General features: G+C 43.6%; 12 protein-coding genes and 1 pseudogene. 10 read left to right on the forward strand and 3 right to left on the reverse strand.

What is annotated here, in order from left to right; translation table 11 throughout:
• Positions 1-188 precede the first annotated feature (188 nt).
• From thyA to DMB88_RS13510, 5 genes are all read left to right on the forward strand, one after another.
• Positions 189-983 carry a thymidylate synthase gene (thyA, locus tag DMB88_RS13490; protein WP_128101757.1) on the forward strand — a complete coding sequence of 265 codons (795 nt, stop codon included), beginning with the start codon at positions 189-191 and terminating at the stop codon, positions 981-983.
• Positions 984-1,035: 52 nt separating this feature from the next.
• Entirely contained in the window at positions 1,036-1,524 is a 489-nt protein-coding gene (locus DMB88_RS13495; RefSeq protein WP_128101758.1) for a dihydrofolate reductase, read from the forward strand.
• A 630-nt stretch (positions 1,525-2,154) separates the two neighbouring features.
• Positions 2,155-3,642, forward strand: coding sequence for a glutamate synthase subunit beta (locus tag DMB88_RS13500; protein WP_128101759.1), 1,488 nt, complete (start codon positions 2,155-2,157; stop codon positions 3,640-3,642).
• A gap of 206 nt (positions 3,643-3,848) precedes the next feature.
• Positions 3,849-4,340, forward strand: a complete 492-nt coding sequence (locus DMB88_RS13505) for a ferric iron uptake transcriptional regulator (protein WP_285858534.1) — start codon at positions 3,849-3,851, stop codon at positions 4,338-4,340.
• A 126-nt stretch (positions 4,341-4,466) separates the two neighbouring features.
• On the forward strand, positions 4,467-6,812 hold the full coding sequence (locus DMB88_RS13510) for a type IA DNA topoisomerase (RefSeq protein ID WP_128101760.1): 2,346 nt from the start codon (positions 4,467-4,469) through the stop codon (positions 6,810-6,812).
• A gap of 106 nt (positions 6,813-6,918) precedes the next feature.
• On the opposite strand, the pseudogene DMB88_RS13515 reads toward DMB88_RS13510, so the two are convergent.
• Positions 6,919-7,675 (reverse strand): annotated as a pseudogene (locus DMB88_RS13515) (HAD family hydrolase).
• A gap of 42 nt (positions 7,676-7,717) precedes the next feature.
• Positions 7,718-8,638: an ArsR/SmtB family transcription factor gene (locus DMB88_RS13520; protein ID WP_128101761.1), complete on the reverse strand. Its 921-nt coding sequence runs from the start codon at positions 8,636-8,638 to the stop codon at positions 7,718-7,720.
• Between the two features lie 208 nt (positions 8,639-8,846).
• Between DMB88_RS13520 and DMB88_RS13525 the strand changes: the two genes are divergently transcribed.
• From DMB88_RS13525 to DMB88_RS13545, 5 genes are all read left to right on the forward strand, one after another.
• A complete protein-coding gene (locus tag DMB88_RS13525) occupies positions 8,847-10,037 on the forward strand; it encodes an MFS transporter (protein ID WP_128101762.1) in 1,191 nt (396 codons plus the stop codon).
• Positions 10,038-10,121: 84 nt separating this feature from the next.
• The gene (locus DMB88_RS13530; RefSeq protein ID WP_128101763.1) at positions 10,122-10,841 is read left to right on the forward strand and encodes a phosphonate ABC transporter ATP-binding protein; all 720 of its coding nucleotides are present in this window, start codon (positions 10,122-10,124) and stop codon (positions 10,839-10,841) included.
• A gap of 27 nt (positions 10,842-10,868) precedes the next feature.
• Positions 10,869-12,185 carry a hypothetical protein gene (locus tag DMB88_RS13535; protein WP_128101764.1) on the forward strand — a complete coding sequence of 439 codons (1,317 nt, stop codon included), beginning with the start codon at positions 10,869-10,871 and terminating at the stop codon, positions 12,183-12,185.
• Positions 12,178-12,876: a response regulator transcription factor gene (locus DMB88_RS13540; protein ID WP_056690105.1), complete on the forward strand. Its 699-nt coding sequence runs from the start codon at positions 12,178-12,180 to the stop codon at positions 12,874-12,876. Before DMB88_RS13535 ends, DMB88_RS13540 begins: the two co-directional genes overlap by 8 nt.
• Positions 12,873-14,330, forward strand: coding sequence for a sensor histidine kinase (locus DMB88_RS13545; protein ID WP_128101765.1), 1,458 nt, complete (start codon positions 12,873-12,875; stop codon positions 14,328-14,330). Before DMB88_RS13540 ends, DMB88_RS13545 begins: the two co-directional genes overlap by 4 nt.
• 50 nt (positions 14,331-14,380) lie before the next feature.
• On the opposite strand, the gene DMB88_RS13550 is transcribed toward DMB88_RS13545, so the two are convergent.
• Positions 14,381-15,607 carry a glucose-1-phosphate adenylyltransferase gene (locus DMB88_RS13550; RefSeq protein ID WP_128101766.1) on the reverse strand — a complete coding sequence of 409 codons (1,227 nt, stop codon included), beginning with the start codon at positions 15,605-15,607 and terminating at the stop codon, positions 14,381-14,383.
• Positions 15,608-15,781 lie beyond the last annotated feature (174 nt).

Genomic DNA, 15,781 nt, shown 5'->3' on the forward strand with positions numbered 1-15,781 from the left:
TATACGAGACTTCTTAAGGGAATATCTTGCACTTAGTGCTGTAAAACGTGGGCAAAATTGAATGTGTCTCAACTCTTTTTCCATCGTGCACAGTGTGATAAACTGTTAAGATGTTCAGACATGATGTAATTCAAGTCAAACTGGAATTGAGTGGCAACATATATAGAGAGATGCGAGGGGAAATCAATTTGAAAAACTATCTCGATTTATTACAAGATATATTAGACAATGGCGTACACAAAGGAGATCGTACGGGAACGGGAACACAATCTGTATTTGGCAGACAGCTCCGTTATGATCTATCAGAAGGATTTCCACTTGTAACAACGAAACGAATTCATCTCAAATCGGTAATCCATGAGCTTTTGTGGTTTTTGAGTGGCGATACAAACATCGCTTATTTGAAAGAAAACGGTGTGAAGATCTGGGACGATTGGGCAGATGAAAATGGTGATCTTGGGCCAGTGTATGGCTCACAGTGGCGTACGTGGGAAGCGCCAAACGGGGAGAAGATTGACCAGATTGCGGCTGTTATTGATTCGATCAAAAACAACCCGGATTCTAGACGTCACCTTGTAAGTGCGTGGAATGTGGCCGAGATTAATCATATGAAGCTTCCACCATGTCATTTCGCGTTTCAGTTTTATGTTGCAGAGGGTAAATTATCATGTATGCTTACGATGCGTTCAGTGGATACGTTCCTCGGGTTGCCGTTTAACATTGCCAGTTATGCGCTCCTGACCCATATGATTGCGCAGCAATGTGACCTTGAAGTGGGTGAGTTCATCTGGTCAGGTGGAGATGTGCACATCTATTCAAACCATGTAGAGCAGGTCAAAACTCAACTGACGCGTGAACCTTTTGCATTGCCTAAATTGGTGATTAAACGCAAGCCAGAATCCATTTTTGACTATAAGTTTGAAGATTTCGAATTCGAGAACTATCAGCACCATCCAGGCATTAAAGCTCCAATTGCAGTATAAACATGCAGTAGTGGAATCAATTTTGATTTTGGAATGAAGGAGTGTATAACCTTTGAGCATTGAACTTGTATGGGCAATGGGAGAGAACGGCGTGATTGGCCTAGATAATTCGTTGCCATGGCATCTACCCAAGGATATGGCCTTTTTTAAACAACAAACGCTGAACAAAACCATTATTATGGGACGAAATACGTGGGAATCTTTTGGCGGCAAACCACTTCCTAAACGTCGTAATATAGTTGTAACTAGAGACTTAGACTACAAAGCAGAGCAAGCTGAAGTGGTACACACCATCGAAGAGGGTCTAAGTGTTACTAAAGGGGAAGAACTGTGCGTTATTGGTGGTTCACAGGTATATCGTGAATTTTTACCGTTCGCCGATCGTCTCGTCGTAACCAAGATTCACGAACACTTTGAGGGAGATACGTTCTTCCCTGAAGTGAATTGGTCTGAATGGGAGCTTATTAAACAAATTGAAGGTGAGCAGGATGAAAAAAATGTCCATGCTTTTACCTTTGAGTTTTACGAACGTAAACAATAACATTGAACGTTGTTTCATTCGTTGTAATACGTTTTGAAGTGAATTTATGAAAAAAGTTGAGGCGCTGATTCCGAAATATTCGTGAACAGCGTCTTTTTTCATTTTTTACAGAACATTTTTAATCTGCAGAAAATGGTATATAACATTTATGTAACATATTGCATGGGGGATTATGTATAATATACATATAGATCTGCATTCATAAGACAAAAAGTGTAAAAGTTGTAGGGATTCAACGTTGTAAAGCCCTAAAACAAGTGTAATATTCGGAAATAAGCATCAGTTATGAGCAAATAAGTTGATTTTTATGGTAAATTATCTGACATTTACGTGACGTTCTGAACTTTGAAATGGTTAACACACGCCTGTTTGTATATTGAAAAAACTCATTTGGCACCAAAATTAGGGGATTGACCATGAATAGATTCAGACGATATGATGTATAAAATACAAATAATTATGCGGATAATCCATTTAATATTCAGATGTCGAAATGCTACTATAATTGAAATATCTTCGAGAAGATTTTGTGATACAATAGACAAAAAACGCAGATCAAGAGTAATCCATTTCATATAGAATCGTGCAGATGAAGGGATTAAGACAAGAACGGATGGGGGAAAACGTAAGATGTCTACACCTACTGGATTTATGGAATACAAACGGCAATTGCCAGCGGATCGCGAGCCAGCCGAGCGGATTAAGGATTGGGAAGAGTTTCATAAACATATGGCGGAAGAAGAGCTCAGAACACAAGGTGCACGATGCATGGATTGTGGTACCCCGTATTGCCATACAGGTATAGATATGATTGGTGGCACATCAGGATGCCCCGTGCACAACCTGATTCCGGAATGGAACAACCTTGTCTACCGTGGATTGTGGAGAGAAGCACTTGAGCGTCTTCACAAAACGAACAATTTCCCTGAATTTACAGGTCGTGTATGTCCAGCTCCTTGTGAAGGATCTTGTACCGTTGGATTGATTGGTCAGCCTGTAACGATTAAAACGATAGAAGAAGCGATTATTGAAAAAGGTTTTGAAGAAGGATGGGTAGTTCCCCAACCTCCAGAGAAACGCACGGGTAAGCGTGTAGCTGTTGTTGGTTCGGGTCCAGCAGGACTTGCTACTGCAGCTCAATTGAACAAAGCAGGTCACACAGTAACAGTATACGAGCGTTCTGATCGTGTTGGTGGTTTGTTGATGTACGGTATTCCAACAATGAAATTGGACAAAAAAGTAGTTCAACGTCGTGTGGACTTGCTTGAAGCTGAAGGCGTTCAATTCATTACAAATACAGAGATCGGTAAAGACATTCCTGCACAGCAGTTAGTAGACGATTATGATGCTGTTGTATTGTGTGGTGGCGCAACCAAACCACGTGAATTCAACATTGAAGGTAGTGACCTGAAAGGCGTACACTACGCTATGGACTTCCTCAATAGCAGCATTAAGAGCTATTTGGATTCTAATTTGGAAGATGGCAACTATCTGTCTGCACAAGACAAAGATGTTATCGTTATTGGTGGCGGAGACACAGGCTCTGACTGTGTAGCTACATCGCTTCGTCATGGTTGTCGTACCATTACACAATTTGGTACTCACACTCAAGCACCTATGGAGCGTGACCGCATCAATAATCCTTGGCCTCAGTTCCCTAATGTGTACACATTAGATTACGCTCAAGAAGAAGCCAAAGCGTTGTTTGGTCAAGATCCGCGTGAATTCTCCATCATGACAACGAAATTTGTTGGTGATAAAGAAGGCAACTTGAAAGAGCTGCATACCGTTCAGATTGAGCGTATCGTAGATGAGACAGGCCGCAAAATTTATCAACCAATCCCTGGAACAGAGCGCGTTTTCCCTGCTCAAATGGCGATGATTGCGATCGGTTTTGATGGACCAGAACAGACACTGGTAGAACAATTGGGACTTGCAACAGATCGTCGTACTAATGTTAAAGCTCGCTATGGCAAATACAACACGAACGTTGACAAAGTATTTGCAGCAGGCGACATGCGTCGTGGACAAAGTCTTGTTGTATGGGCAATCAATGAAGGTCGCGAAGCGGCTCGTGAAGTTGATAAGTATTTGATGGGAGCTACAGTTCTCGTATAATTGATAGCGTAATTTCAACCCTCGCCATTATGGCGGGGTTATTTATTTGTTTTCTATCTACGTTTTTTTAGTGTAAGTGTGAGGTAGAGCATTGCTTTTTATCCCCTAAAGATTTATTATTATATTATAATAATTATAAATAAGAGTTTTTTTAAAATATGAATATCAATGACGTGAACATATAACATTTGGAGGTGCAACCAACTATGGCAACGAACCGGGACAAATGCATTTCAGACCAGATTTCTGATATTAAGAAACAATTGGTTGAGAAAGGGTACAAGTTGACTCAGCAGCGGGAAGTGACCGTTCGTGTTTTACTTGAACATGAAAAGGATCATTTTAGCGCCGAAGAAGTCTTCTTGCTTGTGAAGGAACAATTCCCTGAGATTGGCCTTGCCACCGTATATCGCACACTTGAATTGCTGAGTGATCTGCAAGTGGTCGAGAAAATTAATTTTGGAGATGGAGCTGCGCGGTTTGATCTACGTAGCACGGACGGCTCTCATCATCATCACCATCTCATTTGTACAGACTGTGGCAGTGTAGAGGAGATTATGGAGGATGGTCTGCTTCGTTTAGAACAGCAAATTGAGCGGCAATATGGATTTGCTGTTACGGATCATCGACTTGATTTTCAAGGCGTATGCAAGGAGTGTAGACAAAAACGAGCTTTAAATGAGCCGGCTGCAGGTTAATTCAACCGTGGAGGGATGCTCCCGGACTCAAAATCTGATATAATATGTTTCAGAAGCAAGGGGCTTCCGTGGGCGGAAGGCCCCTTTTTGCCGTCATGCGGACGGTGAAGGAGGAGAGATGGACGGATGAAGACACTGGTTATAGCGGAGAAACCTGATATGGGTCGAACCATTGCTGCCGTCATAGAACCAAAGGCCAAGAACAATCGCAGCTACCTTGAAGGGGAGCATTATATTATTACTTGGGCGATTGGTCATTTGCTCGGGCTGGCTGAACCAGATGCATATGATACGAAGTACAAGCGATGGAACATTGCTGATCTTCCGATCATTCCGGATCAGTTCAAAATCGTTCCTAACCCAAAAACGAAGGATCAATTGAAGATCATCGGAGAACTTTCCAAACGCGCCTCTGCTATTGTAAATGCATGTGACGCAGGGCGTGAGGGTCAATATATCTTCGCACTGATTCAGCAGCAATTGAAACTTCGTCAACCGGTTAAACGGTTATGGATATCAGATCTGACTGCCGCAAGTATTCAAAAAGGTTTTGATGGACTGAAGGATGCATCGGAATTTGATAATCTAACACATGCTGCTCGTGCACGAAGCGAGGCGGATTGGCTGATCGGAATGAACGCTTCGCGTGCTTTCACGACGCGTCACAATGCCTTGTTGTCTGTTGGACGTGTTCAGACACCAGTACTCGCACTGATCTATGACCGGGAAATCGAGATTGAGGCTTTTCAGTCGCAGACCTTTTATGAAGTGGCGGCTTGGTTTCGTCAGGAAGGTGTTGAATATCGTGGTTTGCGGCAAGGAGACAAGCTCACTGATCCAGAGGCAGCGGAGGCTATTGCAGCCAGTGTGAAGGGCAAAACAGGACGTATCACCAAATATGAAGCGAAACAAACGAAGGAATATCCCTATCGCTTGTATGATCTTACACTTTTACAGCGTGAGGCTAATGCGAAGTTTGGTTACGGTGCGAAGAAAACGTTGGATATTGCGCAAGCCTTATATGAAAAGCATAAGGTGATCTCTTATCCACGGACGAACTCTAACTATGTAACGGAACAGAATATCGAAGGTATGCACAAAACACTGAATCTATTGAAAAATGGAACGTATAGCGAGCTAGCTCAAGGAGCTAAGCCAGAATTGGTGCACAAAAACAATAAAGGGGTCTGTAACCCGTCACGGGTTGAGGATCACCATGCAATTTTGCCAACGTTGAAGCGACCGGGTACGTTATCCAAGGATGAACAGAACATCTATGATCTGATCGTTAGACGTTTCTTATCTCATTTCTACCCACCAGCCGAGTATAAACAGCACACTGTACTGACAGAGGTTGAACAACATCAGTTCAAAACGTCTGTGAAGGAGTTATTATCATTGGGGTGGAAAGTGGTGCTCTCTTCATCAGATCAGGAACAGGGTGGCACTGGGAAGAAGAAAACCAAGAAGAATAATAATGAAGAAGAGGAAGCAGAGGAGTGGACGGACAAGTCCTTCTCCGTTCAACCTGAATTACCAGTTCAATGCACGAAGAGTGAGTTTAAGGAGAAGGCTACCCAGCCTCCCAAGAGTTATACCGAAGGTACATTGCTCAAGGCGATGGAAAGTGCCGGCAAGCAGATTGAGAATGAAGAGCTACGTGATGCCATGAAAGACAGTGGGTTAGGAACACCTGCAACGCGGGCTGCTACGATTGAGCGGCTCAAAAATGTCGGTTATATCACCATGCAGGGCAAAAAGATGCAACTTACGCTCAAAGGGCGAACGGCCATCGAATTAATCCGGCGAGCAGGTGTAGACCTCTTAACGTCTCCAGAAATGACAGGGCAATGGGAACGAAGATTGTACCAAATCTCCAAAGGAGAAGCAGGTCAAGACAAGTTTATGGAGAACGTGAAGAAATTTACCATGTCGATTATTGATAAGGTTAAGGTGCAGGCTCCTGCACCAGCAGATGCATTCGGTGAAGACACTCGTGGCGGTCGAGGAAAAGGAAAGGGTGCTAGAAGCAAAGGGAGCGGTGCTAAATCTTCAACTACAGCAGCGGCGGGTTCTTCTGCATCAACTTCACGTGCATCTTCTGGAGCTTCCGGCAACGGCCGTAGCGCAACTGGCACAGTAGCAGCAAAGTCTAAGACAACCGTTTCAGCTTCTAGTCCGTCTGGCGCTCGTGAGCTGTTGGCTTCGTGTCCTGCACCTGGTTGTACGGGTCAGATCATTGAAGGTAAGAAAGGTTATGGATGCACACGATTTAAGGAAGGCTGTGGCTTTGTCATCTGGAAAGAATACATCGGCAAAAAAATAACAAGCACAATGCTGAAAGCGTTGATCGACAAAGGAAGCACACAAGTGCTGGCCTTCAAACGAAAAGACGGTAGTACGGTCAAAGCTCGTATTGTGTTGCAGGACGTGCTCACAGGTAAACTGACAGCCGAGAAGGTAGACACGTAACAGATCTGCTTTTGGACTCTCTGGTGCCGATTAAAGAAACATAGGTAATGAGTGCATTACAATAAATGAGTGCTATGAAAACCAGTACACAAAAGACCCTTTAAGATTAAAGGGTCTTTTGCTGTTGCTGCTCGATATTCTCTTGTATAACTTTGGGTACCTCTTCAAGTGCCGTAATCGTATATAAAGCCCGTTCAGGATTAGGTTTAAGCTCTACGATATTGTATTGCCACTCATTAGGCTGCTTAATATATATGCTGTGAATTCCAGCCGTTACAGCAGGCATAATATCTGTTCGTAAGGAGTTACCAATCATCCACGTAGCCGTACGGTCAAATGTACCCGAAGACAGAATGCCTTCCAGAGCTTCAACGTTTTTGTGCTGGCGTATATAGATGCGATCACCGAAATATGCAGATAGTTTCATCTGATCAATTTTACGTTGTTGGATTACAGTTTCCCCACCTGTATAGAGATAGAGGGCATGTCCAGCAGACTGTAAGTTCTCCAACGTTTCAACCATATGAGGATAAGGTTCCACCTCTTGATCATACACGCTCATGCCAAGTTTGCTTAAGTAGTTCTCCTCTTTGGGGAGGTAGACCTTGCGAAATTTTGCGAGAAGTAGCGATACGTATCAATCAGAGATTGGGGAAGTGGTGACTTGCGAATCCAACCTTATTAACCCCGGTTACGTCGATCTCTAATTGCTTCTCACGAATCTGTTGAATGGTTAGAGCATCACCGTCAAACCACTCCTGCATGTTTTCGAAGAATTCACCCAGAATGAGATTGAAGTATTTGTTACAATATACAAGCGTATCATCTAGGTCAAACAAAATATGTTGTTTCGTGTTGCTCATATCAAAATCACTCCTTGTAGCCGGTACCTCAGTTTAATGCATTTATATGCGAATGTAGGATTCCAGGAACATGTTCAGTTCAGACACGCCATCCGGCCGAATACTATATTTCTCTTTACGGTTGCTTCCAAGAAGATGTGTTCTCAGCAAGCCCGCGATGCGCAGCGCCATTACCTGGTCTTTGACCATGTCTTCGTCCTTATCGAGCTCCTCACACATTTCAGCTAGTGATTTCGGTTCGCCCGAAACGTAACGTAACAAGCGAAGTCTCTCGGGATCAGCCAGAGCATGAGTGAATCGCAGCAAGCAGGTTGGCGGTTGATCCTCATCTTCCTCAGGTGCATCAATCGGATATTGCATAATCATCATGCCTTCATAGAAACAGTACATATTAATAGGCCGGTTATGAATGGTTGGAAACAGAATCACTTCATTCAGTCCAGGCATAGGTTCAACAATGACACCTGCTGTCGCGTACTCAATTAACAGTTCTGGTCCCATTTTGTCTAACAGAATTTGTTTTTCCTCCGCATCCTCTTCGAGCCATGTACGATAATCTTCACTGATATTCTGGCAATAATGCTCGTCCCACAAGCGCAAAAGCGGAACATAACTGTCCCGAATCCGTGTGGACTCTTCCATTGTAATGGAAGGCAGTAAAGGGGAAATTTGTGCAAATAATTGCTCTTCTGACATATCCGAAAGCATGTTCAGGAAGTCCTGGTTCTTTGAATCACAGTTTCGGTATGCAGCCCATGCAAACAATACGTCAAAATCATCAAAAGGCCACGTAGCGGCTGGAGCCAGCGCAGCTCTCACGTTGGAGCTTAGTTTGCCTTCGACCTCAAGGATCCATTCTGGACCAACGTCCAAATGCTGGATCCACTTTTTGGTGACATAAACCAGAAAACTATTAAGCATCTCATATATCGGTGAAACATCAATTTTAACTTGATAAGGCATATGATGTAGAATCCTCCCGTCACATCTAATATACACAGCGACTTATGTACTATTATGGCTTGTTTTGCACGGCGTTGTCCACTATAATGTTCAAGTCCCGGCCAATGTCCCGGATATCCGTGCTTGAGCAAAAGAATATGAGGATCATACGAAAAGTCGTCAGCGATGGCGATTTTTCTTTGTATGCTTGCAGGAGGGAAATTATTTCGTGTCATCTATTCATACAGCTAAACCGTCACATTCCATCTCCAACTACCTGATTTTGATTACGGTTATTGTTGTGGCAGGCATTAGCCAAGGGCTTCTACTACCTGTATTGTCTATCTTCTTGGAACAAAAAGGGGTATCGCCAGGTCTCAATGGACTTAATGCTGCCGCATTGTATGTTGGATCGTTTGCTATGACCCTAGTGGCAGAGCGTTTATTAGGAGCAATTGGTTTCAAAAAATTAATCATTGGCGGGCTCATCTTTGTTATGATTCCCTTAATCTTATTTCCTTATTTTCCGGATATCAAAATATGGTTCATTCTACGCCTCATCGTTGGCGTTGGAGATAGTGCTCTGCATTATGCCGCCCAGCTCTGGGTTCTGCTTGTGACGGCTCCAGAGAAAAGAGGGCGTTACATATCCCTATACGGCATGTCCTATGGATTAGGATTCAGTATTGGTCCGCTCGGCATCAAGCTGCTGGGATTCGGTCAAGCAGTTCCTTTCTGGGTGCTTTTCATCTGTATGGCCGCTGTGCTGGTGCTTGTATTAATGAAGCTTCCGAATTCAAGACCTGAGAAGGTAGAACAGGGACAAATGCCAGAACGTCGATTCCGGCGCAGCTTGACCTGGGCATGGTATGCGTTAATACCAGCACTTTTGTATGGTTATATGGAAGCGGGAATGAACAGTAATTTCCCAGTGTACGGTCTACGCATTGGCATGGATGCAAATCAGATTTCATCATTGCTTCCATTTGTCGGAATAGGTGGACTGTTCCTGCAGTTCCCGCTGGGCATATTAAGTGATCGATTGGGTAGAAAAAAGGTGCTCATGTCAGCTGGTATTGCAGGAGGAATTACATTTATGCTCATTCCGGCAGCCGGAACGCATTTCTGGTGGACGTTGGTATTACTAACGATTGCCGGAGGGCTAGTTGGATCGTTTTTCTCTCTGGGACTCGCTTATGCAGCAGATATATTGCCAAAATCGCTGCTGCCAGCGGCTAATGTCGTAGCATCCTTCTATTTCACGATTGGTAGCATTATTGGGCCTAACCTCGGTGGTCAGGTTATTAACTGGTTCTCACCAGGAAGTATGTTTATTTGGATGGGCTGCATGTATCTTCTGTTTGGAGTTGCAGGTGTGCTCTTTAGACGTAAACCTGGGCTTCAATCTGTGGTAGAATAGAAGCTGGTGTTCGCATGGAAATTGATGTCCGTTTCCGAGTACACTATGAAGTAGGGAAAACCTTGGACAAGGGGAGACATCGCGATGATCAGAGTTGAGAATTTGAGTAAATCCGTAGGATCGGACCGAATTCCGGTTTTGCGGGATATACGATTTGATATGCAACAAGGAGAAATGATCGCTATTGTAGGATCGAGTGGCAGTGGGAAGAGCATGCTGCTTAAATGCCTGGCGATGATGGAAAAATGGGATAGCGGTAAGTTTACCGTGGACGGAGCCGAAATATTAAAAGAAGGCATGTCCGGTAAACGGAAAATAAAGCGTGAATGGGCATACTTAGAACAAAATCCTGAATTATTTCCAAGAAGATCAGCACTCAAAAATGTGTTGATTGGTCGTTCAGGTCAAACACCCGTATGGAGAATGGTCACGGGTATGGTTCGTTCAGATGATTATATGGGGGCTATGGATTATTTGGAGAGCCTTGGTCTTCTGGATAAAGCGCATCAGCTCGCAGAAAAGCTTAGTGGTGGAGAGAAGCAACGTGTAGCCATTGCGAGAGCATTGGCTCATGGTGCTAAAGTAATCTTGGCCGATGAACCTGTTATTGGACTCGACCCGCATACAGCCGACGCTGTTCTGGAAACGTTGCGTAAATTATGTGAAGAAGAACGTGCAACCGTGATTGCGGTATTGCCGATTGAACTCGCAGAGAAACACGCGACGCGGATCTGGGGGTTGGCTGAGGGCAAGATTGCTTTTGATATACGTGGACGGCGGCTGACGCAGCAAGAAAAAATATGATTTAAACTATTGAAAAGAGTGATGAACTTGCTTAACTCACGTTGGGGACGCTTGATAGCAGGTGGAGCGATAGCAATGTTGCTCGGCTCTGTACTAAGCGGATGTACGGTAATTAGTGACCCCAAGATTTTGATGCGTAAACCGATGATGTCAACGGATAAAGAAAAACTATATAACGTTGTGCAACTGGAGCAGCCACCCGAAAGTGAACTCATTCGTCCGAAAGATCTGAGCAATACCAGCATGATCCGTGTAGAAGATCTTAATGGAGATGGGACGAGGGAAGCCATTGCTTTTTATGAAACGCCGAATGAGAATGTTCGGATTCATGGATTGCTTTTGGAGGAACAGGGCGGCGCATGGGTCAAAAAACTAACGTTTGATGTTCCAGGCAGTGAGCTACAATCCTTCAAGCTGCTGGATATTACGAATGATGGCAACCCCGATATTATATTGGGTGTAAGCTTGCAGGATCAAAAGGCCTTAACGGCTTATTCCTACAAAAATGGTGCGCTGGAACAGGTATTAGGCGGCGTACCCTACAATCAATTTATTATTGATGATGCACAAGGCAACACACTTGACCTAAATGGTGACGGAAAAAGTGATTTTACGATTGTATCCCTGAGTAGCAGTGGATTCGCAACGATTGCATTGTATCAATACGATGAGGGTAGCTTCAAGGAAGTGGATCGTTTGCAGACGGACTATACAGTAAAAGAGATCTATAATGCACTTGGAGGCCAGATTGCCAAGGATCAGACGGGGATTGTTCTGGATGCCGAGCTGGATGATAAGAGTTCATTTTCTCAACTCATCTATGTGAAGGATAACAAACTGGTGAATGCGTTCAAATCTCCGGATCAAACGTATAGAGATGACAAAATTTTAAGCGGTGATTTCAACAATGATGGTATTATTGAATTTGGGCTTAAAGAAACTCCGAAAGGTTGGGAGCATTACGTTTTTGACTCGCGTATGTGGTTCTATACCTTCTATCAATGGGATGGCAAGGACGGTAAGGAGTTTGTTTCATTCCAATATCGGGATGACGCCGACTTATTCCATTTGAATCTTAAGTCTGAGTGGTACGGTAAAATCACCATTGATACCCGATCCGAAAAGGAAAAATACATTCGGTTCAAAATGATTGATACCGATGAAACGGTAGCTGAAATCAAGTACTTTACACTGTCCCAGTGGGAACAGGAAAAAGGGAAACGGTGGAAAGAAATTACGCGCACGAACGATCGAGTTATTGCTTCGCGTGTAGCCCAACCGAATACTGATGGATTACTAGATAACATGTCGCAACTGAACAGAAAGGACGAACTAAATGAGTAAAGTGCTTATTTTAGAAGATGAAGAATCCATCCGCAGTTTTATCGTCATTAATTTAAAAAGAAATGGATTTGAGGTGCTTGAGGCAGGAGATGGTCACGAAGCACTGCGAATTTTGCAATCCGTGCCGGATATTGACTTGGCGCTTTTGGATGTTATGGTACCGGGCATTGACGGATTCGAAGTCTGTCGACGCATTCGTGAGACCAATGAACGCTTAGGTATTATTTTCTTAACAGCTAAGGTACAGGAACAGGATAAAGTATATGCTTTATCGGTCGGAGCAGATGACCATGTGAGCAAGCCTTTCAGTCCAACTGAGCTGATTGCTCGGATTCAGTCCTTGCTACGTCGTGTGAATGTGCACCGGGAGACAGCGGCTAAGGTTACTTTCCAATCGGGTCCATTCTCACTTGACCTGATCTCGAAGCAATTTAAGAAACAAAATGAACTGATCGAGCTTACGCCAACGGAATTCTCATTGATTCAATTTTTCTTAGAGAAGGAAAATACACCGCTAAGTCGGGATTTGCTGCTGGATCATGTCTGGGGCAAAGAGTACATGGGTGACCCCAAAATTGTGGATGTAAATATACGTCGCTTACGCCAGAAAATTGAGAACAACCCTTCCGAACCTGAATACCTGCAAACTGTATGGGGTCACGGGTACAAATGGAAGGGCAGGGAGCAATGATAAAAAAAGGTATTACGCGGCAGATTGTATTACACTACTTTTTCGTAGTTTTTCTTGCTCTGCTGCTGGTGGAATTTGTATTTATGCTGGCGGTGCAGCGATATTACTACGATAGCATCTATAACACCATAAGTACTCATATCTCGAATTCCAAGGATTTTTTCGAGCCAATCTCGCGCGCAAATAATGCTGAGGATGGTAACAATCTGTCTAGATTGCTTGAAAATCTGAAATTATCCAATACAGAATTGCAGATTCTTGATCTGAATGGACGTGTATTGGCAAGCTCCACAGCTTTTGAATCCGATCGTGCTGTGCTGCAAACGAGTGATGTTTCAGTAGCGCTTAATGGTGCGATGGGGCGATGGGTAGGCAGGGAACCTTCAACAGGGGAACAGATTATGGCTGTTTCGCACAAATTCGACCTTGGTGGAGATCATACATATGTCATCCGATATATGACGGCACTCACTATGGTCAACTCAAAATTGCTGGTTATGGGTTTACTAGCTAGTGCGGTAGGTGTAGCTGTACTTGCCATCGTATTAATTATTAGTATCGGTATGGCGAATTCCATTGTACGTCCGATTAATAATATAACTGCCGTGTCTGCTCAGATGGCACGTGGGCGACTGGATGTTAGGGTTAAAGGTAATTACAAGCATGAACTTGGAGAGTTGGCTTCTACACTGAATTTCATGGCACATGAAATTGTACGAAGTAATCAGATTAAGGATGACTTCATATCCTCCATCTCACATGAGCTGCGTACACCTCTGACAAGTATCAAGGGCTGGAGCGAAACATTGGACTCTGGAGGTTATGACCCAGATGAGACACGCATCGGGATGAGTATCATTTCCAAAGAGACCGAGCGTCTAATTGGACTTGTTGAAGAGATGCTTGATTTCTCCAAATTGCAACAAAATCAGATGAAGCTGGTGAAGGGAACAGTCAGCATTCGTGAAATTGTGCAAGAAACGATGCTGAATGTCTGGGCCAAAGCGGAACAAAAGCAAATTCATCTGAAGCTGGATGCCGACGAAACGTATCCATATAACGTATTTGGGGATGGCAACCGATTGAAGCAGGTATTCCTTAACATTGTAGATAATGCGATTAAATTTTCACATGAGAACTCATGGATCTACTTGTCCGTCAAAGAAGAGAACGGTCAGATCATTGCAGCCATTCAAGATACTGGGATCGGCATCAGTGAGGAGCACTTAATCAAAGTACGAGACCGTTTCTTCCAGGTGAATCATCAGAACGGGGGAACAGGACTTGGACTTGCCATTACACAAGAGCTCGTGGAACTACACGAAGGTACGATTACGATGCAAAGTGAACTCGGATCAGGTACAACCGTTACGATTACATTACCAGCGCTCATTGAAGATAAACAGGAAAATGAAGAGAATATCCAGTCTAATGATGGATCAATTCTGAATTAAAAACACAAAAAAAGGTGGATTCCTGAGGAATCCATCTTTTTATATCTGTCTTATGAGGACAGCTCTCCAGCACGTAAGCGGCCTGTTTTTTCGTAAACTTCTTTAAATATACGAGTAGGTTGAGTACGTACAGCCGGTTTGGCTGCTACAACTTCATAAGGTCCAACAACCATAATCTCATCCGCAGTGCCTTTAACGATCGCACCATCTTTAATAATGGCACCTTCCCCGATAATTGCACGTTCAATGTGAACTCCACGTCCGATGCGAGCATTCGGCATCACCACGCTGTCAAGAACTTCAGATCCTTTGCCAACCTCAGCTCCGCAGAAAATGACGGAACGATCTGCGTGACCTTCAATGGCGCAAGAATCATGAATTAAGGAGGAGAGATGCTCGATCCGGCTATTACGAGCTTTGTACACAGTTGGTTTTGTTCTCCACTCGCGTGTGAACATTGGCCAGTGATCTTTTTGCAGACTCCAATTCTCTTCGTTATGGAGCAGATCCATGTGAGCATCCCACAAGCTTTTCACCGTGCCAACATCTTTCCAGTACCCATCAAAGTTATACACGTAAAGTGGATTATTCTCATTCAACATCTGTGGAATAACGTCTTTACCAAAATCATGGCTAGATTGTTCGTTTGCCGCGTCAATTAGCAGATGACGTTTCAGATACTCCCACTTAAACACATAGATACCCATAGAAGCCAGGTTGCTTTTTGGTTCAGCAGGCTTTTCTGCAAATTCAGTGACACGTAAATTCTCATCGGCAGCCATAATACCGAATCGATGTGCTTCCTCCCATGGGACTTCCATGACAGAAATGGTTGCCGCTGCACCATTTGCAATGTGAGCATCCAACATTTCGCGATAATTCATATGGTAAATATGATCACCCGACAAAATCAGCACATTTTCGGGGTTTTGTTTGTCAATATAGTCAAAATTTTTATAAATGGCATCCGCCGTTCCCAAGTATTCGTCATTTCCTGTATGATAAGATGGAAGCAGGGATATTCCTGCATCAACCGTATTACCCATTCTCCAAGGTTCTCCTTCACCAATATGATCGTGCAAAGAGTCAGCTTGGTACTGCGTAAGCACACCTACAGTGTCGATGCCTGAATTAACGCAGTTGCTGAGAGGAAAATCGATAATACGGTAGTGCCCGCCAAACGGTACAGCGGGTTTTGCGATACTTGAAGTTAAGGGGGCTAATCTTTTACCCTCTCCTCCCGCCAACAGCATAGCGATGCAATCTTTATTAAACATGATCGTTTCCCTCCCAAGATATTTTTCTAGTGTAGTAGATACATAAACGCAAGGTGGAGCCATTGAAACGATATATACTGTAAAAATTCTGAAAATATACAACATTTTTTTAAACGCGTCATTTTTCTTTTCAAGTTGGCTAGAATGGGGTAATGGTTGCTGTTATGACTATTT

This window comes from Paenibacillus sp. DCT19 (assembly GCF_003268635.1).
In the GTDB taxonomy this organism is placed as follows: domain Bacteria; phylum Bacillota; class Bacilli; order Paenibacillales; family Paenibacillaceae; genus Paenibacillus.

Coding starts and splice junctions, on each gene's coding strand:
- DMB88_RS13500 (WP_128101759.1), top strand. CDS start 2,155: ATGTCTACACCTACTGGATTTATGGAATACAAACGGCAATTGCCAGCG.
- DMB88_RS13505 (WP_285858534.1), top strand. CDS start 3,849: ATGGCAACGAACCGGGACAAATGCATTTCAGACCAGATTTCTGATATT.
- DMB88_RS13510 (WP_128101760.1), top strand. CDS start 4,467: ATGAAGACACTGGTTATAGCGGAGAAACCTGATATGGGTCGAACCATT.
- DMB88_RS13520 (WP_128101761.1), bottom strand. CDS start 8,638: ATGCCTTATCAAGTTAAAATTGATGTTTCACCGATATATGAGATGCTT.
- DMB88_RS13530 (WP_128101763.1), top strand. CDS start 10,122: ATGATCAGAGTTGAGAATTTGAGTAAATCCGTAGGATCGGACCGAATT.
- DMB88_RS13540 (WP_056690105.1), top strand. CDS start 12,178: ATGAGTAAAGTGCTTATTTTAGAAGATGAAGAATCCATCCGCAGTTTT.
- DMB88_RS13545 (WP_128101765.1), top strand. CDS start 12,873: ATGATAAAAAAAGGTATTACGCGGCAGATTGTATTACACTACTTTTTC.
- DMB88_RS13550 (WP_128101766.1), bottom strand. CDS start 15,607: ATGTTTAATAAAGATTGCATCGCTATGCTGTTGGCGGGAGGAGAGGGT.